This is a genomic window from Helcococcus bovis, from assembly GCF_046035835.1.
GTDB classification, from domain to species: Bacteria; Bacillota; Clostridia; order Tissierellales; family Peptoniphilaceae; genus Helcococcus; species Helcococcus bovis.
Map to the genome: position 1 here is coordinate 42,241 of NZ_JBFNGB010000004.1, position 22,144 is coordinate 64,384.

Below are 22,144 nucleotides of genomic sequence, written 5' to 3' on the forward strand. Positions count from 1 at the left end.
TATGAAAGATAACAAAGAGTTTATAAGAAATTTCTCGATTATAGCACACATTGATCATGGAAAATCAACATTAGCTGACAGATTGATCGAAGAGACTGGTGCTGTAACAAAAAGAGAAATGAGTGATAGATTACTTGATAGCATGGATTTAGAAAAAGAAAGAGGAATTACTATTAAGTTAAAAGCTATTAAAATATTTTACGAAGCTAAGGATGGACATAAATACACATTGAATTTAATTGACACTCCTGGGCATGTTGATTTTAACTATGAAGTTTCCAGATCGTTAGCTGCTTGTGAGGGAGCTTTATTAATAGTTGATGCAACTCAAGGGGTTGAAGCGCAAACATTGGCTAATACATATCTTGCAATGGATCAAGATTTGGAGATAGTGCCAGTAATTAATAAGATAGATTTACCATCTGCTCGTATTGATGAAGTAAAAGAAGAGATAGAAGATATTTTAGCTATAGATACAGAGGGAGTGCCTTGTGTTTCTGCTAAAGAAGGGTTAAATATAGGAGACGTATTAGAAGCTATCGTCCAAAGAATTCCAGCTCCTACTGGAGATGATGCTGCTCCTCTAAAAGCTTTAATCTTTGACTCATATTACGATTCATATAGAGGGGTTGTAATGTATGTTAGGGTTAAAGAAGGTAAGATTTTTCCAGGACAACAAATAAAGATGATGTCTACAGGAGCTAAATTTGATGTAACTGAAGTTGGATATTCCATGAAAGGTGAATACAAGACTGATGCTATATCTGCAGGAGATGTAGGTTATGTAGTTGCTTCCATAAAGAATATTAAACAAGCTCAAGTAGGAGATACAGTTACAGACTTAAACAATCCAGCAGATGAGCCGCTTCCTGGATATAAAAAGGCTATACCTATGGTTTATTCAGGATTGTATCCAGCTGAAGGTGAATCGTATAATAATATTAGGGATGCACTTGAAAAATTAAAGGTAAACGATGCTTCTTTAGATTTTGAAGCTGAAACATCCGCTGCTTTAGGGTATGGATTTAGAACAGGATTTCTTGGTCTTTTACATATGGAAATTATTCAAGAAAGATTAGATAGAGAGTTTGATTTAGATATTATTGCAACGGCTCCATCAGTAATTTATAGGGTTCACATGAATAGTGGAGAAGTTAAAGATATTCAAAATCCTACAGACTTCCCTCATGAAACTCTTATAAATTATGTAGAAGAACCATTGGTTGAAGCGCATATCATGACTCCTGAATCATATATAGGTGCTATAATGGAGCTTTGTCAAGAAAGAAGGGGTGTGTTTAAGGATATGACCTATCTTGACAAGTACAGAGTTCAAATAAATTATGTCTTACCACTTAATGAGGTAATTTACGATTTCTTTGATGCATTAAAATCAAAAACAAGAGGATATGCATCATTTGATTATGAATTCTTAAGATATGAAAAATCTGATTTAGTAAAATTAGATATTTTATTGAATGGAGAAAGTGTTGATGCCTTGTCAATCATTGTCCATAGAGATAAAGCTTATGATAGAGGAAGAAAAATAGCAAGTAAGTTAAAAGATGAAATTCCTAAACATCAATTTGTAATTCCTGTTCAAGCTGCAATAGGACAAAAAGTTATCGCTAGGGAAACGGTTAGAGCTTACAGAAAAGATGTTATTGCTAAATGTTATGGTGGTGATATCTCACGTAAGAGAAAACTTTTAGAAAAACAAAAAGAAGGTAAGAAACGTATGAGAGCTGTTGGTAAAGTACAAGTGCCACAAGAAGCGTTCTTGTCAGTTCTTAAATATGATGAAGGTGATGAAAAATAAAAATTTAGGACTATATATACACATCCCATTTAGAAATGAAGAAGTAAATTATTTACAAACTAATTCCTATTATGGGATGAATTTGTATCAAAAAGAATATTTTGATAATTTACATAAAGAAATGAAGATTAGGAATATCCAAAACTATAATATTGATTCCGTATATATTGGTGGAGGAGACCCATCTTGTATATATTCTGATTTTATAACATCCTTATTAAATAGTATGAAACTAGAAAAAAATAGTGAAATTACTATTGAAATTAATCCATATTGTGAATTATCAAAAATAAAAAATTACATTGACTGTGGAGTTAATAGATTTTCAATAAAAGTATTCCCTTTTAAGAATGAAAAATGGGATATTTTAATAAAAAATATTTTAGAGATGATAGAATATATAAACAATAAAGGTGTTTATAACATTAACTTAGATATTTATTTTGCTTATAAAAATCAAATTACTGAATTAAACTTCTTAAAATTAGTTGATATACCTCATCTTTCTTTTTACTCTCTAAATGATGGATATTTAAACGATATAGAAGAGGAAGAATTGTCAGTTATTCAAAATTTTATAAAAAAAATGGACTATATTCATTATGAAATTAATCACTATTGTAAAAAAGGATATGAATCTAAACACAATTATAAGTATTGGAATTTAGATGAATATATAGGTATCGGACTTGGGGCTAGTAGTTTTATTAAAGGGGTATTATATAAAAATGAATTAGAATTTGAAAAGTATTTTGATAAAATTAATTTGGAAGAAATCCCTTGCTATGAAAAAGATCTTTTAGATGGTGAAAAATTAGAAAAAACATATATAATTTTAAAAATGGGAACTAAAGAGGGGATAGATACTAAAGAATATAAAGAAAGATTTAATATAGATTTTGAGCTTAAGTATGCTGAAACTTTGAAAAAATTTATATCTAATATGATTATAGAAAAACATCTAGATAATTATAGATTTACAGAGAAAGGGATGTATTTATCAAATGAGTTTTTTATAGACGTTTTGTAAATATGGTACCCACTCTTAAAATTCATTAATTATCAATAGTCTATATCTTGTTTAATTTTTTATTAAAAAAATAGTGAAAGTGAATTTTATCCACCGACACTATTTAATATCCCATTTCTTAATATTTTTAATATAGGTAAGGATTAATCCTTGTTTAAATTTTCTATAATATAATCAATAACTAAAAAACTAAAGAATACTCTGCTTATAAAAATAGCATCATTTAAGAATTTCACAAAATCCTTTTTGTTATCAGAAAAGATTAATGATGTCAATAACGCTCCGGTATATGAAAATAACAAAAGTGCTATTGTAATGAAAATTGACGCGCCGAATATCTTTAATATATTAAATTCTTTATATACTACTTTAATAAAAAATATACTGTTTAATAGAGAAAATATGTAAATTATAATTATGTTCTTATATACTAAAGTAATATCAATAGTTGAAAATATAAAATTTAATCCTTTTGCTAATACATAAGTTGAAAAATATAATATTACAAAAAATATTATATTTTTTATAGTTATTTTTTTTAAGTATTTAATCATAATATACACCCATAATCTGAATTATGATTTGGACAATTACAATATGGATAACATGGATCTCCAGGAAAACATGCTCTTCGAATACCGACAGTAAATAATCGTTCTAACTTAACAATTTTTAGTTCATATATATTTGATATCTTCCAATATGCTCCATCATCATAATATGTAAATGAATCTGGAATATCTTTTATTTTATCGACCTTTACATTTGTTATCATTACTGAATTGAATGTAAATAATATTGAAAATAAAACTATAAAAATGTTTTTGTTAATATTTTTAATATAAGCTCCTAAACATTATGTAATTACCCTTTCACATCTTTATTATATATGTATATATACGTAATGTCAATTTTAGATTATTTTAAACTTGACATTTTTAAAATATAGTATATAATATAGTTAGCACTCAAGAATAGTGAGTGATAACAATGAAGAAAGAGGATCAATATGGATGAAAGAAAAATTAAAATATTAAATTCAATAATTAAATCATATATTGATTCAAAAGAGCCTGTTGGTTCAAGGTCGCTTTCTAAAAATAGTAGTATAGGAGTAAGTGCTGCGACTATAAGAAATGAAATGAGTGATTTGGAAGAACTTGGATATTTGGAAAAACTACACACTTCATCTGGAAGGATTCCTTCAAATAGTGGATATAGACTATATGTGGATGCATTGTTATCAGATGAAATTCCTTTTGAATTAGGACCAAGACAAATTTTTGATATGAGTAATATGAAAGATTCATCAGAATTTGATAATGTGATTAGAAATGCAACTAGAATGTTGTCTGAAATTACAAATTACACCGCTTTAGCAATGTTGCCAGAGATGTCAAAAATTCATTTGAAATACATAAATGTTGTATTATTGGGACCGAAAGATTTAGTAATTATATATATTTATAATTCAAAAGAAGTTATAAGTGACAGTATTAGGTTAAAAAATCCAGTTGATAAAAATACTATTGAGCTGATAAATAGTTTATTGAATTCAACTTTATTGGATTTGAATCATAAAAATATGATAGAAGCGCTTCATTCACAAGTTTATGAGGTTTTAAGAGAAAGACATTCAGTACTAAATGAGATTATACCAGTTATTGAAAAGACAACTTATGAAAATTCTAAAGCAAGAATGGTTTACGAAGGTCTTGGAAATATATTTATGTACAATGATGACCTGATAGAGAATAATCAAAACCTTATAAATTATATACAAGAAGATAATCCTTTGCTAGAAATTTTATCTAATAATTTAGATACAGATTTACAAGTATATATTGGTGATGAATTGGGTATAAAAGGATTTGAAAAGTTTAGTGTAATAACTATTACATTTAGAAATAACGATGGAATCAAAGGTAAACTTGGAATTTTAGGACCAAATAGTATGAAATATGATAAAGTAATAGCGGATTTGGTATTGGTAAGTAAGTATATAAATGGATATATTGAAAGAAGGTAGTGATGGATGAAAAAGAAAAGGTAGAAGATATAAAAGACAATATTGAAGAAAATATTGAAGAAAAAGATGAAGATATAGTTGAAGAGAATTCTGAAGAAATCACTAAAGATACTGAACAAGTAAATGAACAATTTGAAAAGTTAAAAGATTCATTTACAAGATTACAAGCAGATTTCACAAACTATAAACGTAGACAAGAAAAAGAAAAATCAGATATATATAAATATGCTTCTGAAGGTTTAGTTGTAAAATTACTTTCGGTAATGGATAATTTTGATAGAGCGTTAAAAGATGCTGATGAAGAAGATACATTAACAAAAGGTATTATTATGATTAGATCTGAGTTAGAAAACATTCTTACTCAAGAAGGAGTTGAAGAAATAGTATCTGACAATGAAAAATTTGATGCAAACTTACATCACGCTGTTTTTATGGAAGAGAATGATGAAGTTGAGTCAGAACATATTATTGAAACATTTCAAAAGGGATATAAATTAAAAGATAAAGTAATAAGACCAGCAATGGTAAAGGTAAGTAAATAAAGGAGTATATTATGGGAAAAATTATAGGTATTGACTTAGGTACAACAAACTCAGCAGTAGCAGTTATGGAAGGTGGACAAGCTACAATAATTCCAAATGCTGATGGAGATAGAACTACACCTTCAGTAGTAGCATTTACAAAAGATGGAGAAAGATTAGTTGGTAAAACAGCTAAAAGACAAGCAATTATGAACCCTGAAAAAACAATCTCATCAATTAAGAGAGAAATGGGTACAGATTACAAAGTTAAAATTGATGATAAATCATATTCACCAGAAGAAATTTCAGCAATGATTTTACAAAAAATTAAAGCTGATGTTGAAGCATATTTAGGTGAAACAGTAACAGAAGCAGTTATTACTGTTCCTGCATATTTCACAAATGAACAAAGACAAGCAACAAAAGATGCTGGTAAAATTGCCGGTTTAGAAGTTAAGAGAATTGTTAACGAACCAACAGCTGCAGCATTGTCATACGGAATGCAAAAAGAAAATAATGATATGAAAATAATGGTATTCGACTTAGGTGGTGGTACATTTGATGTATCTATCTTGGAAGTAGATGATGGAGTTATTGACGTATTAGCAACAAGAGGTAATAATAGACTTGGTGGGGATGACTTTGATAATAGATTGATGAATTACATTGCATCTGAATTCAAAAAAGAAAATGGTGTAGATTTATTACAAGATCCAACATCTGCACAAAGATTGAAAGATGCAGCAGAAAATGCTAAAAAAGAATTATCAACACAAATGAGCGTTCAAATTAATTTACCATTCATCACAGCTATAAATGGACAACCAGCCCACTTGAACATGGATGTTACAAGATCAAAATTTGAAGAATTAATAGCTGATTTAGTTGAAGAAACATTAGTACCGGTTAAGGATGCATTGAAAGATGCTGGATTACAAGCTTCAGAAATTGATAAAGTTCTTTTAGTTGGTGGATCAACAAGAGTTCCTGCTGTAGCAGAAGCTGTAAAGAAATTAACAGGTAAAGCACCACAAAAAGATATTAACCCTGATGAAGCTGTTGCTTTAGGTGCAGCTGTACAAGGGGCAATCTTAGCTGGGGATGTAAATGATTTATTATTACTTGACGTTACACCACTTTCATTAGGTATTGAAACAATGGGTAATATCACAACAGTATTAATCGAAAGAAATACAACAATTCCTACAAAGAAATCACAAATATTTACAACTGCTGCAGATAATCAAACATCAGTAGATATCAAGGTATTACAAGGTGAAAGACAAATGTCTAAAGATAATACAATGATTGGTAATTTCCAATTAACAGACATTCCTGCTGCACCAAGAGGAGTGCCACAAATTGAAGTAACATTTGATATTGATGCAAATGGTATTGTAAATGTATCAGCTAAAGATTTAGGTACAGGAAAAGAACAAAAGATTACAATTACAGCTTCAGCAAACTTGAGTGAAGATGAAATTAATCAAAGAGTTAAAGATGCTGAAAAATATGCAGACGAAGATAAGAAGAAAAAAGAATTGATTGAAACAAAAAATCAAGGAGAAAGTATTTCTTATCAAGTAGAAAAAACATTAAAAGATCTAGAAGGAAAGATTTCAGATTCTGAAAAAGATGCAATTAAAGCTAAAAATGAAGAACTAAAGAAAGTTTTAGGATCTGAAAATGTTGAAGAAATTAAAGCTAAAATTGAAGAATTAACTCAAGAATTAAATAAAATGAGTGAAAAACTTTATGCTCAAGCTGGTCAACAAGGTCAAGCAGGACAACAAAAGAAAGATGATGTAGTTGATGCTGATTATGAAGTAGTTGACGAAGATGAAGAAGGTAAGTAAAATATATAATTAGTAGGAGGGGAGCTTGCTCCCCTTTATTAGTTAAGGTGGTAATATGAATAATCCGTATGAAGTGCTTGGAATTTCGCAAAGTGCGAGTGCTCAAGAAATAAAAAAAGCATATAGAAAATTGGCGAAAAAGTATCATCCAGATTTAAATGGTGGTAGTGAAGAAGCTCAAGAAAAATTAAAAGAAATTAATGAAGCCTATTCTATACTTGGTGATGAAGAAAATAGGGCAAAATACGACAGATATGGGGATGCAGCATTCGATCCGAATTCTGGATTTGGAGGATTTTCAGGAGGAATGGGAGACATATTTTCTGATTTATTCTCTGACTTTTTCGGAGGCGCATCAAAAGGTAGACAGAGAGATCCTAACGCTCCGAAAAGAGGTAAAGATATTCAAGTTCATGTAAATATCTCATTTAGAGAAGCTGTCACTGGTGTTGAAAAAGAAGTTTCGTATAGAAAATATCAAAAATGTCATACATGTGAAGGATCTGGGGCGAAACCAGGTACCTCAAAGAAAACTTGTTCGCATTGTCATGGTTCAGGTCAAGTTAGAAGTACTCAATCTACTCCATTTGGCCAGTTTTCAACAGTTAATACATGTCCTACATGTAATGGAACTGGTACAGTAATTGAAGAAAAATGCGATTCATGTCATGGTGAAGGAAGAATATTAAAATCTTCAAAAATCAAAATTAAAATTCCTTCAGGAATTGCTGATGGAAATATGATACCAGTTAGAGGTGAAGGGCATGATGGTGAAAATGGAGGGAAATCTGGTGATTTGTATATAGTTGTTTCTGTAGAAGAACATGAAATTTTTAAGAGATATGGCAATGACATATTTTATGAATTACCAATTTCATTTGCAACTGCAGCATTAGGAAATGAAATTGACATTCCTACTTTAGAGGGTACAACTAAATTTGAAATCCCAGCAGGTACGCAAAATGATACTAGATTTAAGCTAGATAATGAAGGGATGACCGATGTAAGAACAGGATATAAAGGAGATTTATATTTTGATGTTAAAGTTATTGTTCCTAAAAAATTAAATGAAAAACAAAAAGAGTTACTTCAAGAATTTGCTGAAGTAACCGGGGAAGATGTGAAACCTGAAAAAGGATTCTTTGAGAAGATTAAGGAATGGTTTGATTAAAAATAAAAGTTTGCTAATGCCACTGGTCCTTGGATTTTATCCTGCGGAGGTCGCTACGCAAACTTTATTTTTATTGAGAGAAAAACAAATTAATATTAAGAATAGTAAGTTTGATAATGCCACTGGTACTCGGAGCAAGCTCCTTCAGAGGTGTTAACGTTGATTTTCAGGTTTTTTATTTATATATTCATATAAAAATATATTTTGTAGTAAAATATATTAAATGTTCATACATTAATAAGCATATGCTTAAATCAGTATGATGAATTAATAGGATGATTTTAAAATGTTCATACATTAATAAGCATATGCTTAAATCAGTATGATGAATTAATAGGATGATTTTAAAATGTTCATACTTTTATATAGATATTGCTAAAGTAGTATGATGATAAATTCTAGAATTTCTTAAAATCATCATACCAATTGAGTGATATTTTTAAAAGTGTATGAAAAAAATATTTAATTTTATATTAATCAATCATACCTATATAAGATTAGTTATAAAAGAGTATGATTAAAAAGTATTTTTTCTAAATTTAGTTCATACAAATATTGTTAAATTATTTAAAAGGTATGAATAAATCATTAGAGTCTGTATAATGGTGTAAAATATAAAATAAAAAAAGCCAAAAGGCTTACCTGATGTATAATGTTAATAACGACAAAAACATTAGGAGGTAAACCCATGGCTAAACTTAATATTACACTAAATCAGGAAGAAATACTAGAACTATTACAAACAGATAAATCAAATGCTTTTAAGATACTACTTCAAAATACATTAAATGAATTCATTAAAGAAGAATCTAATGAAGTATTAAAAGCAACACCATACGAAATAACTGAAGAAAGAACAGATTCACGAAACGGATATAGAGAAAGAAATTTAGCAACAAGAATAGGAAGCATAATATTAAGTGTTCCAAGACATAGAGATCAACCATTTCATTCTATAATTTTTGATAACTACCAAAGAAGTGAAGCAGCATTAATATCAACTATGGCAGAAATGGTTGTTTCAGGAGTGTCAACAAGAAAAGTATCTAAAGTGATGGAAACATTATGTGGTAAATCATTTTCTAAAAGCACAGTATCAGAAGTATTCAAAAAATTAGATGATGAAGTTAATAAATTTAAAAATCGAAAATTAGATAAATCATATCCTTTTGTGATGGTAGATGCAACCTACTTCAAAGTTAGAGAAGATAGAAAAGTAATATCAAAAGCATTAATGATAGCAATAGGACTAGATGAAAGAGGAAAAAGAGAGGTTTTAGGATTTCAGACATACAAAAATGAATCAAAAGAAACCTGGAGATTATTTCTAGAAAGTCTAAAAGAAAGAGTGTTAAGAGGAGTTTCAATAATTACGTCTGATGCTCATGAAGGAATATTATACGCTATGAAAGATATATTTACAGATGTTCCATGGCAAAGATGTCATTATCATTTTACAAAAAATATAGTAGAAAAAGCTCCAAAAATGTATCAAGAAGGATTACGAAGTGAATTAAGAGTAATGTTTACAAGTCCCGATTTAAAAAGTGCAACAAAGAAGATGAATCAAATAGCATAAGATTACAGAGATGTAGCTGAAAAATCAGTCGAGTGTCTAGAAAAAGGATTCATAGGCTCAATGACAAATTTGTGTATACCAGAGGTTTTTAGAAAATATATTAGGACTTCTAATCCTCTTGAAAGATTAAATAGAGAGCTTAAAAAAAAATCAAATGTAATTGGAATATTTCCAAATACAAAGTCACTGATGAGATTAATGGGAAGTATATTAATTGAGGAACATGATAAATGGTCAGGAAAGAAATGTAGAAATTATTATATGCCATCAATCATTGAATTAAGAAAAAAAACAAACTGAGCTAGAAAATTTATCGAAAAAACAAAATGATATGTTAGAAGTAGCATAAAGGATCGGAGCATGTGTCAAGAGACAGTACGCTGTGAAACGGGCAGCTCTTGACATATGCTCACAGAAAAAACCTTTAAGAGTGGAAAGTGTACGCACTTTTCCTGCCGAACGGACAGGGCGGGTTCGGGCAGAGCCTGTAAAAATTAATATTTAAAATTTGATTATTAACATTAATAGAATTTACACCACTTTTAGGACTTGACCTAAAAATATAATATTAGGAAACTGGGAAATAATAAAAGGGAAGATTGAAAGTAAATGGGGAAAATTGACTAATGATTTAGAAATTGAATCTATTGGTGAGATGGATCAACTTCATGGACATTTACAAAAATAATACGGATGGAATGAAGAAGAGTCAAAAAGTCATTTAGAAAAATTAAATAGAATGCAAGAAGTTCTTGAAAGGGAAGAAAGAAAAAGTTCAAGAAGACAATAAAAAATACGGTGCTGAAGTTAATGTTGAAAAAGTTGAAAAAGATGCTAAAGTCATAGTTACAATTGATTTAAATAAGATTACAGAAGAACAAGCTAAAGAATTCTTTAATGACATTAAGGTTAAACATAAAGATGGAAAAGCACTATATAAAGATATTGAAGAAAATATTTTGAAAAATAAAGGTATAGAAAAAGTCAAATAAGAGGTTATATGGAACAATTATTAAAATATTTAACAAGATTATTATCAACATCATCACCAACAGGATATACAAATAAAATAATAAATTATGTAAATGATGAAATTAAATCATTAGGATATAAAACTTTTATTACAAATAAAGGTGGATTAATGGTTACTGTTGAAGGGGAAGATGACAGTAAGCATAGGATGATTACTGCTCATTTAGATACTTTAGGAGCAATGGTAAGAGCTATAAAGCCAAGTGGAAGGTTAAAAATTGATTTAGTTGGAGGATTTACATATAATTCAATTGAAGGTGAAAATTGCACAGTACATGTAAATTCAAATGGTAAAAAAATTACTGGTACTATTTTAATGCATCAAACTAGTGTACATGTGTACAATAATGCTGCAACTGCTGAAAGAAATCAAGATAATATTGAAGTGAGACTTGATGAAAAAGTTACAAGTGCTGAAGAAACAAAAGCATTTGGAATTGAAGTTGGTGATTTTATATCCTTTGATCCGAGAGTTTTAATTACAGAAAGTGGATTTGTAAAGAGTAGACATTTGGATGATAAAGTAAGTGCTGCTATAATGATGAATCAATTAAGAAAAATCAAAGAAAAAAATATTGAGTTACCCTATACAACTCATTTTTACTTTAGCAATAATGAAGAAATAGGATATGGAGCAAATTCAAATATTCCTAGTGAAGTTGTAGAATATTTAGCTGTTGATATGGGAGCTATGGGAGATGATCAACAAACAGACGAATACACAGTTTCAATATGTGTAAAGGATTCATCCGGACCTTATAATTATGATTTTAAAAATCATTTAATTAAATTATGTAAAGAAAATAATATTGGATATAAATTAGATATTTATCCAAGATATGGTTCAGATGCTTCAGCCGCAATGAGATCAGGGGTTGATGTTAAACATGCTTTATTTGGAGCGGGTATAGAATCAAGTCATTCTTATGAAAGAACTCATATAGATAGTATAAATGCAACAGAAAGATTATTAGAGGTTTATTTAATAAGTAATTTAAGTTAGGAATGAAATATGTATAAAATATATATTGTTGAAGATGATACTGTGATTTCTAATTCTATGAAAAAATTTTTGGAATCATGGGGTTATCAAGTAGAAATAACAAAAAATTTTCATAATGTAGTTGAAGAATTTGAAGTGTTTAATCCGGATTTAGTACTTTTAGATATTCATTTACCATTTTTTAATGGCTACCATTGGTGTGATAAAATTAGAGGAAAGAGTAATGCTCCGATTATATTTATATCATCATCAAATGATAATATGAATATTGTTATGGCATTATCTAAAGGTGCAGATGATTTTGTTTCAAAACCTTTTGATTTAAATATTTTAAATGCAAAGATTCAAGCTCTTTTAAGAAGAACTTATGAGTTAAATAGTACATTAGAAAATTTATACACATATAAAGGGATTACTTATGATATGAGTAAATCTATTCTTTCATTTGAAGAAAAAACTATTGAGTTGACAAAGAATGAGTCTAAGATATTTCAAATTTTAATGGAAAATAGAGAAAAAATAGTTTCAAGAAATAATATTATGGAATTTTTATGGGATACAGATGAATTTATAGATGATAATACACTTACTGTAAATATAAATAGGCTTAGAAAAAAGATTTTGGAAATAGGCATTGAAGATGTTTTACAGACTAAAAAAGGTCAAGGTTATATATTAATTAAGGAAGATTAAATGAGTTTATTTATTAATTATATAAAAGACAAAATTAAATCAATAATTTTATCTGTATTTATTCTTGTGATATTTTTTCTTGTTTATAGATTATATGAAATAAATATGGAGGCATTTTTATATGCATCTGTACTGTCAATTTCTATAGGTTTTATAATCTTTATTATAAGTTTTTTGAGATATAAAAATTATATTGAAGAGCTGAATTTATTAAAAAATATGGAAAATAATGATGAGATTAATATATTAAATAAAAATGATAAGATATCAAAAGAATATAAGATAATATTAAAAAAATTAAATGATAAAATTTATAAAACAGAACTTAAATATAAAGACGAGATTAAAAATCAAGAAGAATTTTTTATAATGTGGACTCATCAGGTAAAGTTGCCTATAACTGCCATAAAAATTTTGTTAGATACAGAAGAAAATGTTGATAAATCAATTATAAAATCTCAATTAAATAGAATTGATCAATATACAAAAATGGTTTTAGCATATATTAGACTAAATAGCGAAAACTTTGATTTTCTTATAGAAAAAATAAATTTAGATAATATAATAAAAAATGTAATTAAAAATTTTAAGACAGAGTTTATTTATAAAAATATAAAATTAAATTTTTCAAAAACAGATTTAGATATTGTAACTGACAAAAAATGGTTTGAATTTGTAATTGAGCAGATTTTGTCAAATTCATTAAAATATACAAATGAAGGTTCTATAGACATATTTGTGGAAAATGGAATTTTAAAAATAAAAGATAGTGGAATAGGAATTAATAAATCAGATTTACCTAGAATATTTGAAAAAGGATATACAGGGTATAATGGTAGAAAAAACGAAGATTCTAGTGGGCTTGGTCTTTATTTAATAAGTAATGTACTGAAAAAATTACATTTTAATATATGGATAGAATCAGAAGTGAAAATTGGAACTATAGTAAACATAGATTTAAGCCAAAAAGATAAAATTTTTGAATAAAATAAAAATCCTTTAATCTTTCAAAAATGTAAGATTGAAGGATTTTTTGTAAGTTAATTCGATGGATGATTTTTTTTATGAATAATATAATTAAATCATTAAGGAGGCTATTATGTCATTATTAGAAGTTAAAAATTTACAAAAAGTTTATACAACAAGATTTGGAGGAAATAAAGTTGAAGCATTGAGAAATGTTTCCTTTGAAGTAGAAAAAGGAGAATTTATTGCCATAATGGGAGAATCTGGATCTGGTAAATCAACATTATTAAATATAGTTTCAGTATTAGATAAAGCTACGAATGGAAGTGTTTCACTAAATGGACAAAATGTATCAGAGATTAAGGATAAAGATTTAGCTTCATATAGAAGAAAAAATTTAGGATTTGTTTTCCAAGATTTCAACTTATTAGATAATTTTTCCTTAAAAGATAATATTTTATTACCTTTAGTAATTTCAAAAATGAAATATAAAGATATGAATGAGAGATTGATACCTCTTGTAAAAAGATTAGGGATATATGATTTAATAAATAAATTTCCATATGAAGTATCTGGTGGACAAAAACAAAGAGCAGCTGTTGCTAGGGCATTGATAATAGAACCAGAGCTAATTTTAGCTGATGAACCCACAGGTGCATTGGATTCAAAGTCAGCAGATAGTCTGATGGATTTATTTCAAAGTATTAATCATAAAGGACAAACTATTTTAATGGTTACACATTCTATAAAAGCTGCAAGTCGTGCATCTAGAGTTTTATTTATTAAAGATGGAAAAATATTTCATCAGATATATAGGGGAAATAAAAATGATGAAGAAATGTTTTTAAATATTTCAAATACTATGACTTTATTATCTACAGGTGGTGATAGAAATGAATAATGTTTATCTAAAGTTATCAATAGATAATATAAAAAGTAATAAAAAAATATATTATCCATTTATTCTTTCTTCAGCTTTATCAATATTTTTAATGTATATCATAACATCATTAAAATTTAATCCGAATATTACAAATACGCCATTTGTAAATGGTTTAACACAAATTTTGAATTTTGGTAATATTATCATAAATGTATTTGTTTTTATATTTTTATTTTACACTAATTCATTTATCATAAAAAGAAGGAAAAAAGAATTAGGATTGTATGGTATTTTAGGAATGGATAAAAAGAATGTTGCAAAAGTTGTTTTTTATGAACTGTTTATTATTTATTTAATTTCTTTAATTACTGGTTTTTTATTTAGTATATTGCTAGATAAGATTATGTATTTAATTTTATTAAAAATGATAGGACAAGGAGTTCAATTTGGATTTTATATTTCATTTCCTTCCATATTTCTTGTTGGTATGTATATATCTTTTATCTATATATTAATGTATATAAACTCTCTTAGATACATACATTTATCTAAGCCTATTGAATTGTTAAATAGTACTAAAGTTGGGGAAAGAGAGCCAAAAGCTAAGTTTATATTTAGTTTAATAGGTATATCTTTGATAGGAGGTGGATATTATTTATCACTTACAACTAAAAATCCATTAGATGCAATACCGGCATTTTTTGTAGCTGTAATTTTAGTAATTTTAGGGACTTATATATTGTTCACGACAGTATCTATAACTATTCTTAAAATTATGAAAAAAACAAAAAAAATATATTATAAACCCGAAAATTTCATTTCAATTTCCGGTATGATATATAGAATGAAGCAAAATGCTGTTGGATTAGCAAATATAGCAATATTATCAACTATGGTTTTAGTAGGGATTTCAACAACATTTTCATTATGGATTGGAGTTAAAGATCTTGTTGATACAAGATATCCTAAAGATATAGTAATGCAAATAAATAATATTAAAAATTCAACAGAAAGTAATGAAATTGATAATATGATTAATTCTGAAAATAAAAAACTAAATATAAAAGCTACAGACTTTGTTTCATATGATAATTTATCTTTTCCGGCAAAAATAATTGATGGAAAAATTAATACTATATCAGAAGGTTATGAAGCATTTGCAAATTTATATTTAATAGAAATTACACATTTAGAAGATTACAATAAAAATTTTAATCAAAATTTAGAATTGAAAAATGATGAAATTTACATTTATTCTCAAGGAAATGATAAAAATATTAAAAATATGGAAATTTTTGGAAATGAGTATTTTGTAAAAAATAAATTAGATAAATATAGATATTCTGAAACATCAGCTAATATGATCGTTAATAAAATTAAAATTATCGTTAAAGATTTTGAAGAATTTAAGAAATTGCTATTATTAACTAGTGAAAAAGGTCAACATGAAAGATCTAGGAAAATTTATTATAATACAAATACAACTAAAGAAAATGACTCCAAGCTAGTTCATAATATTCAACAAAATTTAAAAAATACAGAATATTCATTTAATATAGAATCTAAATCTACAGGTGTTTTTGAATTAAAAGCTGTGTATGCTGGAATATTTTTTATAGGAATGTTTTTAAGTGTATTATTCTTATTAGCAACAATTATCATCATGTATTATAAACAAGTTGCAGAGGGAATAGAAGATAAATCTAAATTTGAAATAATGCAAAAAGTTGGATTAGATAGAAAAATGATAAAAAAATCAATAAATTCTCAAATATTATCAGTATTTTTTATGCCGTTAATAGTTGCGTGTATTCATTTAATATTTGCATTTCCACTTATGACAAAACTTTTAAGCGCTTTAATGTTGACTAATACAAAATTATTTATTATCACTACTTTTGTAAGTGTTTTAGTGTTTTCAATAATGTATTACCTAATATATAAAATTACATCAAAAGTTTATTATGATAGTATTAAATAAAATCAAATTCATTTGTCACTAATCATAAATTTATGAACAACCTTCAAAAGTAGGACTCTATACCGGAGACATTTAGAAATATCTGTCTCTGAATTTTTGTATCCTAAATATTTTTGCTCTACGATAAATAGTGTTTGTTCATAAAATACACTTTAATTACTTTTGCCATAAGGTATTTGACAAAGAATTGTTTTATATTGAAATTTATTTGATATGAATAAATACAAAATTAATGGAAAATAATCTTGACAATATAGTAGATATATATAATAAAAATTTAGAAAATTAAGCGTCAAAAATATTTAGGAGATTAAATGAAAAACATTATTAAAAAATTTTTTGTAGTTTTATTTTCAACATTATTTATATTTAATTCTATAATGATAACAAAGGTAGATGCTAGTGAAATAAAAGATATTCCAGATTTATTTACCTATTATGATATATGAAGATTTTTGATTATTTAAAATTTTAGTCATACTACACGAAAATTTAATAAAAGCTACCTAAAATTTAATAATTTTGTAATAATTTCTTATACAATATTTAGAAAATAATTGATATTATAATTATGGAGGATATATATGAGAAGTTATAATATATTAGTTGTTGAAGATGATATAGCTATTAGTGAATCAATAGGAATATATTTAAAAAATTCAAATTACAATGTTTTTTATGCAAAGGATGGAATAGATTGTTTATTAATTTTTGAAAAAGAAAAAATTGATCTAATTTTAATGGATCTAATGATGCCAAATATGTCAGGAGAAGAGACTATAATTAAATTAAGAGAAAAATCATATGTACCAATAATAATTTTATCAGCAAAATCAGAAAATTATGACAAAATTATTGGATTAGATATAGGGGCTGATGATTATATAACAAAACCTTTTAATCCGTTAGAATTATTGGCAAGAGTTAATTCAAATATTAGAAGATTCTATAATTTTAATAAAAATGAATCTAAAGATAAAAATATTATTAGAATTGGTGGAATAGAACTAAATACAATGAGTAAAGATATTAAAATTGATGGAAGAAAAATTTCTCTTACTAGTATAGAATATGGTATTTTAGAGCTCCTTATGAAAAATATAAATAGGGTATTTAGTGTAGAACAAATCTACGAACATGTTTGGGATGAGCCGGCTATTGATTCAAAAACTGTTACAGTTCATATCAGAAGAATTAGAGAAAAAATAGAAATAGATCCTAAAAATCCTAGATATTTACAAGTATCTTGGGGATTGGGATATAAGTTTGTAAATCCTATGAAAGGAGAATAGAATGAAAAAATTTAGTTTAAGACATTCTACAATTGGAATAATTTCTTTTATTTTCGTTTTTATTTTGATTATAAATTCGTTAAATTTTGCCTTTAATGTTGATATTAGAACAAAAGATTACATAGATAGGAAAAAAAATCAATATATCTTAGATAATTACATTTATCAAACTTTAAGTTTTAATAGTTTAAATTTTCTTAATTCTAATGGATCGAGAAATGATCTAATAAATTACTATATAGAAATTGAAATTGAAAATAATGGTAAATTAGAAAAAAAATTTGCTTCTAATAATATACACAATAAATTAAATACTGATAAATTGGATGAAATAGTAAAATCAATTAAAAATCCAGCTATATTATTAAAATTTGATGGAAAAACAGAAAGTAATACTATTAACGATACAAACTTAAGTGAAATAGAAGAATTTATAATAAAAGAATATAGTCAAATTTCATTTAAAAATATTGATAGGGAAATGGAAGATCTTAAATTAAAAAAAGTAAATGCAATTTATGAAATAAGGAGAGAAAATATTTCAAGTATCTTAAATAATTTAACTAAAAACTTAAATATAGATAGAATATATTTAAATTTTATTATTACTGGAATAGCAACAGCAATAATTTTTAGTCTGTTTTCCTTGATCTCAAGATATGAAGAAATAAGAAAAAATCGTATTTATAATTTTTTAATAAAAATTCCAATTGAAATTTATATAATTTTATTTTTTAGTATAGAAATTATAATAAGAAATTTAGAAATAGGCTTTATGTATATATTTAATGAGTACCATAATGAAGCATTGAATAATAGTGTTTTAAATATATTATCTGTAATTATGATTTTATCCATAGTTTTTGTTGTATTTTATATAGTTTCTTGTATTAAATCAATATATTATGAAGGGATAAATTCATTCATATTTAATAATTCTATAATATTTAGACTATTAAAAGGTATACATAAAATATTTGAATACCTTCTTTTAAAAGTTTTTCAAAATAGTATTACACATTTAGTAGTTTGGGCTATTATCTTTTTAGTGATTTTGATCATTGGATTAGGATTAATCCCTTCAAGGTCGGAATTTATAATATTTTTTATTATTTTATCTATTATCTATTATATTTTAACTAGAATAGTTATGGATTTTAGAAAAATTGAAAATGCTACAGATGAGATTCGTAAAGGAAATTTTGATATAAGTTTGGATGAAAATAAACTTTATTTTAGAAAAATATCTCACAATTTGAATAATATTAATGTAATACTTAATGAAGCAGTAGAAAAAGAATTAAAATCAGAAAGAACTAAGACTAATTTGATAACTAATGTTAGTCATGATTTAAAAACACCACTAACTTCAATTATAAATTATTCCGATTTAGCATCAAAAAATAATAATTCAGTTGAAGATGTAAAAAAATATACAACAATAATTCATGAAAAATCATTAAAATTAAAAAAATTAATAGATAATTTATTTGAAGTTTCAAAAGTTTCTAGTAAAAATATTGAGGTGAAAAAGATTTTGATAGATATAAATGAAATGATAAATCAGATGATTGGTGAGTGGCATGATGAATTTGAAAATAAAAAATTAGAAGTTATTTTTAATTCAAATTCAGATAAAAATGAATTACAAATGGATCCTAGTCATATGTCTAGAGTTTTAGATAATATTTTTTCAAATATAAATAAATATGCTAAAGAAGATACTAGGGTTTATATTGATATAATAAAAGAAGATAGTATGAAAATTATTATAAAAAATATATCCAAATATTCATTAAATATTTCACCTGAAGAGTTAAAAGAAAGATTTACCAGAGGGGATAAATCTAGAAACACAGAAGGATCAGGTTTAGGACTTGCAATAGCCAGTTCTCTAATAGAGATACAAGGTGGTAAATTTGAATTAGAAATTGATGGTGATTTATTCAAAGTAATAATTATTATCTAAAAAAATAAAATCCACGTAGGCACCTCCGCAGTACCGATAGGTCTGAGGACGTGTGACGTAAGTGGATTTTATTTTTTTAGATGCTATAATATTTACAAGAGGTATTATTATGTCAAAGAATAAAGATAAAACAAATGTAATGAGATTTTTAGATCAGAAAAAAATAGATTATATTCCATATCAATATGAAACTGATGGGAGTTTAACTGGGGTTGATGTTGCATTGAAATTAAATAAAGAGATGAGCTCTGTTTTTAAGACATTGGTTACAGTGGGAAAATCTAATCAAAACTATGTGTTTGTAATTCCTGTTGATAGGGAATTAGATTTGAAAAACGCAGCGGAAGCGTCAAATGAGAAGAGTATTAGGATGATACCATCTAAGGAACTATTGGGATTGACGGGTTACATTCATGGGGGATGTTCTCCATTGTGCATGAAAAAGCCATTTAAGACATTTATTGATGAAGAAGTTAACAATCATGAAAGCATAACATTTAGTGCTGGGAAAATAGGATATCAAGTAGAAATTAAAATTGAAAATTTGAAACAAGTTTTGAATTTTCAAGTTTTCCAGTTGACTGAATAATGTTTAATATAAATTTGCTTTTTATATATTAGTCATGTATAATTAGTCGAAGAAACGAACTTGAAGGCCGAGTCATCTCGGCTTTTTTATATTTAGGAGAAAATATTGAAATTTAATGAATTAAATTTATCGGAAGAATTATTAAAAGCGATAGAGAAAATTGGATTTGAAAATCCAAGTCCAATACAGGAGCAAAGTATACCAGTACTTTTAGAAGGAAAAGATGTTATTGCGCAGGCGCAAACTGGGACTGGTAAGACAGCTTCATTTGGAATTCCTTTAGTTGAAATCGTAACAGATGAAAAATATGTGCAGGGATTAGTGTTAGTACCTACAAGAGAATTAGCAAGACAGGTTTCGGATGAATTAGGAAAATTAGCTAAATACAAAAATTTTGTATCAATCACATCGATTTATGGTGGCTCTGATATTAGAAGGCAGATAAAAGATTTGAAAAAAGGAGTAAACATAGTTGTAGGGACTCCTGGACGTGTGATGGATCATATGAAACGAAAAACTTTGAAGCTGGATAATCTAAAATTTTTAGTATTAGATGAAGCTGATGAAATGTTTGATATGGGATTTAGAGATGATATGAAGACTATAATAGATGAAACAAATTCTGATAGGCAGACTTGCTTTTTTTCTGCAACAATGGACAATGATATAATGGAATTTTCAGAGATGTATCAAATAAATCCGGAAAAAATCATAATAAAAAAAGAAGAATTGACAGTATCTAATATCAAGCAATATTATTTAGAAATGTCCGGAAATATGAAAACGGAAATATTAAACAGACTATTAAATATTTATAATCCAAAGCTTTCAATAGTATTTTGTAATACTAAAAAAATGGTTGATAAACTCGTAATGGAACTAACTAAAAAAGGATATAATGTTGATGCACTTCATGGCGATTTAAAACAAACACAAAGAGATCATGTAATGAAAAGATTCAGAAATTCTACAATAGATGTTTTAATTGCAACCGATATTGCAGCTAGAGGGCTAGATATTGAAGATGTAGATATAGTTGTTAATTATGATTTTCCGCAACAAAATGACTATTACGTTCATAGAATTGGAAGAACGGCAAGAGCAGGCAGAGAAGGTTTATCATTTACATTTTTAGTAGATAGAGATTATCATAAATTGTTTGAGATTGAAAAATATACAAAAGCAAAAATCGAAAAAATGGAGCTTCCAACAATTTTTGATGTAAAACAAAATACTAAGGTACAATTAGAGGAAGATATTTTAGAAAAATTGGAAAAAAAAGATGATTTAAGCGTGTATAAAGATATAGTTAACAGATTACTTTCAAATGGATTTAGTTTGTATGATTTGGCTGCGAGTTTGGTTAAAATAATTGATCAAACACAATCTTATAAGGATTATGAAGAATTGGCAAATGTTGATTTTGGTAAGAAATTTGAATTGAATAAATCTAAATTACAATCTAAAAAAGGTAAAAAAGTTCAAAAGATAAAAGGGCCCAAAATGTTTATAAATAAGGGGAAAAGAGATGGAATTAATATTGATTTAATGGTTAAAACTATTAAAAAATACACCAAAATTCCGACAAGTGATATAGGCACTATAAATATAATGCCCAATTTTTCATTTGTAGAACTTCCTGTCGATTATTTGAAATATGCTATTAAGGATATGGATGGTAAGAAAATAGCTGGCAAAATCATGAAAGTTGAATATTCAGAAAAATAATAT

Annotated in this window: 18 protein-coding genes and 1 pseudogene; 18 read left to right on the forward strand and 1 reads right to left on the reverse strand. The window is 26.6% G+C overall.

What is annotated here, in order from left to right:
- Position 1 precedes the first annotated feature (1 nt).
- Together lepA and ABGF48_RS02135 are read left to right on the forward strand one after the other, a co-directional pair.
- Positions 2 to 1,819, forward strand: coding sequence for a translation elongation factor 4 (gene lepA, locus ABGF48_RS02130; RefSeq protein ID WP_408104712.1), 1,818 nt, complete (start codon positions 2 to 4; stop codon positions 1,817 to 1,819).
- Positions 1,809 to 2,849 (forward strand): hypothetical protein, encoded by a 1,041-nt coding sequence (locus ABGF48_RS02135; protein ID WP_408104713.1) that lies wholly within the window; start codon positions 1,809 to 1,811, stop codon positions 2,847 to 2,849. Before lepA ends, ABGF48_RS02135 begins: the two co-directional genes overlap by 11 nt.
- 143 nt (positions 2,850 to 2,992) lie before the next feature.
- Here ABGF48_RS02135 and ABGF48_RS02140 read toward each other — a convergent pair whose 3' ends face one another.
- Positions 2,993 to 3,403: a hypothetical protein gene (locus ABGF48_RS02140; protein ID WP_408104714.1), complete on the reverse strand. Its 411-nt coding sequence runs from the start codon at positions 3,401 to 3,403 to the stop codon at positions 2,993 to 2,995.
- A gap of 455 nt (positions 3,404 to 3,858) precedes the next feature.
- On the opposite strand from ABGF48_RS02140, the gene hrcA reads away from it, so the two are divergent.
- The 16 genes and pseudogenes from hrcA to ABGF48_RS02220 all read left to right on the forward strand — a co-directional run bounded on the left by hrcA (position 3,859) and on the right by ABGF48_RS02220 (position 22,141).
- A complete protein-coding gene (gene hrcA, locus ABGF48_RS02145; protein ID WP_408104715.1) occupies positions 3,859 to 4,878 on the forward strand; it encodes a heat-inducible transcriptional repressor HrcA in 1,020 nt (339 codons plus the stop codon).
- Between the two features lie 2 nt (positions 4,879 to 4,880).
- Positions 4,881 to 5,420, forward strand: a complete 540-nt coding sequence (gene grpE, locus ABGF48_RS02150; RefSeq protein ID WP_408104716.1) for a nucleotide exchange factor GrpE — start codon at positions 4,881 to 4,883, stop codon at positions 5,418 to 5,420.
- Positions 5,421 to 5,431: 11 nt separating this feature from the next.
- Positions 5,432 to 7,255, forward strand: coding sequence for a molecular chaperone DnaK (gene dnaK / locus ABGF48_RS02155; protein ID WP_408104717.1), 1,824 nt, complete (start codon positions 5,432 to 5,434; stop codon positions 7,253 to 7,255).
- Between the two features lie 55 nt (positions 7,256 to 7,310).
- Positions 7,311 to 8,426, forward strand: a complete 1,116-nt coding sequence (gene dnaJ, locus ABGF48_RS02160; RefSeq protein WP_408104718.1) for a molecular chaperone DnaJ — start codon at positions 7,311 to 7,313, stop codon at positions 8,424 to 8,426.
- Between the two features lie 688 nt (positions 8,427 to 9,114).
- A pseudogene (locus ABGF48_RS02165) lies at positions 9,115 to 10,305 on the forward strand (IS256 family transposase).
- A gap of 452 nt (positions 10,306 to 10,757) precedes the next feature.
- Positions 10,758 to 10,997, forward strand: a complete 240-nt coding sequence (locus ABGF48_RS02170; protein WP_408104719.1) for a hypothetical protein — start codon at positions 10,758 to 10,760, stop codon at positions 10,995 to 10,997.
- A gap of 8 nt (positions 10,998 to 11,005) precedes the next feature.
- Positions 11,006 to 12,040, forward strand: coding sequence for a M42 family metallopeptidase (locus ABGF48_RS02175; RefSeq protein ID WP_408104720.1), 1,035 nt, complete (start codon positions 11,006 to 11,008; stop codon positions 12,038 to 12,040).
- A gap of 9 nt (positions 12,041 to 12,049) precedes the next feature.
- A complete protein-coding gene (locus ABGF48_RS02180; protein WP_408104721.1) occupies positions 12,050 to 12,733 on the forward strand; it encodes a response regulator transcription factor in 684 nt (227 codons plus the stop codon).
- Positions 12,734 to 13,720, forward strand: coding sequence for a sensor histidine kinase (locus tag ABGF48_RS02185; protein ID WP_408104722.1), 987 nt, complete (start codon positions 12,734 to 12,736; stop codon positions 13,718 to 13,720). It begins immediately after the preceding gene.
- 112 nt (positions 13,721 to 13,832) lie between these two features.
- Positions 13,833 to 14,600 carry an ABC transporter ATP-binding protein gene (locus ABGF48_RS02190; RefSeq protein WP_408104723.1) on the forward strand — a complete coding sequence of 256 codons (768 nt, stop codon included), beginning with the start codon at positions 13,833 to 13,835 and terminating at the stop codon, positions 14,598 to 14,600.
- Positions 14,593 to 16,563 carry an ABC transporter permease gene (locus ABGF48_RS02195; RefSeq protein WP_408104724.1) on the forward strand — a complete coding sequence of 657 codons (1,971 nt, stop codon included), beginning with the start codon at positions 14,593 to 14,595 and terminating at the stop codon, positions 16,561 to 16,563. The genes ABGF48_RS02190 and ABGF48_RS02195 overlap by 8 nt, the downstream gene beginning before the upstream one ends.
- Before the next feature lie 314 nt (positions 16,564 to 16,877).
- Positions 16,878 to 17,012, forward strand: a complete 135-nt coding sequence (locus ABGF48_RS02200) for a hypothetical protein (RefSeq protein WP_408104725.1) — start codon at positions 16,878 to 16,880, stop codon at positions 17,010 to 17,012.
- Between the two features lie 135 nt (positions 17,013 to 17,147).
- Positions 17,148 to 17,855 (forward strand): response regulator transcription factor, encoded by a 708-nt coding sequence (locus ABGF48_RS02205; protein WP_408104726.1) that lies wholly within the window; start codon positions 17,148 to 17,150, stop codon positions 17,853 to 17,855.
- A gap of 1 nt (position 17,856) precedes the next feature.
- Positions 17,857 to 19,824 (forward strand): sensor histidine kinase, encoded by a 1,968-nt coding sequence (locus ABGF48_RS02210; protein ID WP_408104727.1) that lies wholly within the window; start codon positions 17,857 to 17,859, stop codon positions 19,822 to 19,824.
- Between the two features lie 109 nt (positions 19,825 to 19,933).
- Positions 19,934 to 20,413, forward strand: a complete 480-nt coding sequence (gene ybaK, locus ABGF48_RS02215; RefSeq protein ID WP_408104728.1) for a Cys-tRNA(Pro) deacylase — start codon at positions 19,934 to 19,936, stop codon at positions 20,411 to 20,413.
- 105 nt (positions 20,414 to 20,518) lie between these two features.
- Positions 20,519 to 22,141, forward strand: coding sequence for a DEAD/DEAH box helicase (locus ABGF48_RS02220; RefSeq protein ID WP_408104729.1), 1,623 nt, complete (start codon positions 20,519 to 20,521; stop codon positions 22,139 to 22,141).
- Positions 22,142 to 22,144: the final 3 nt, after the last annotated feature.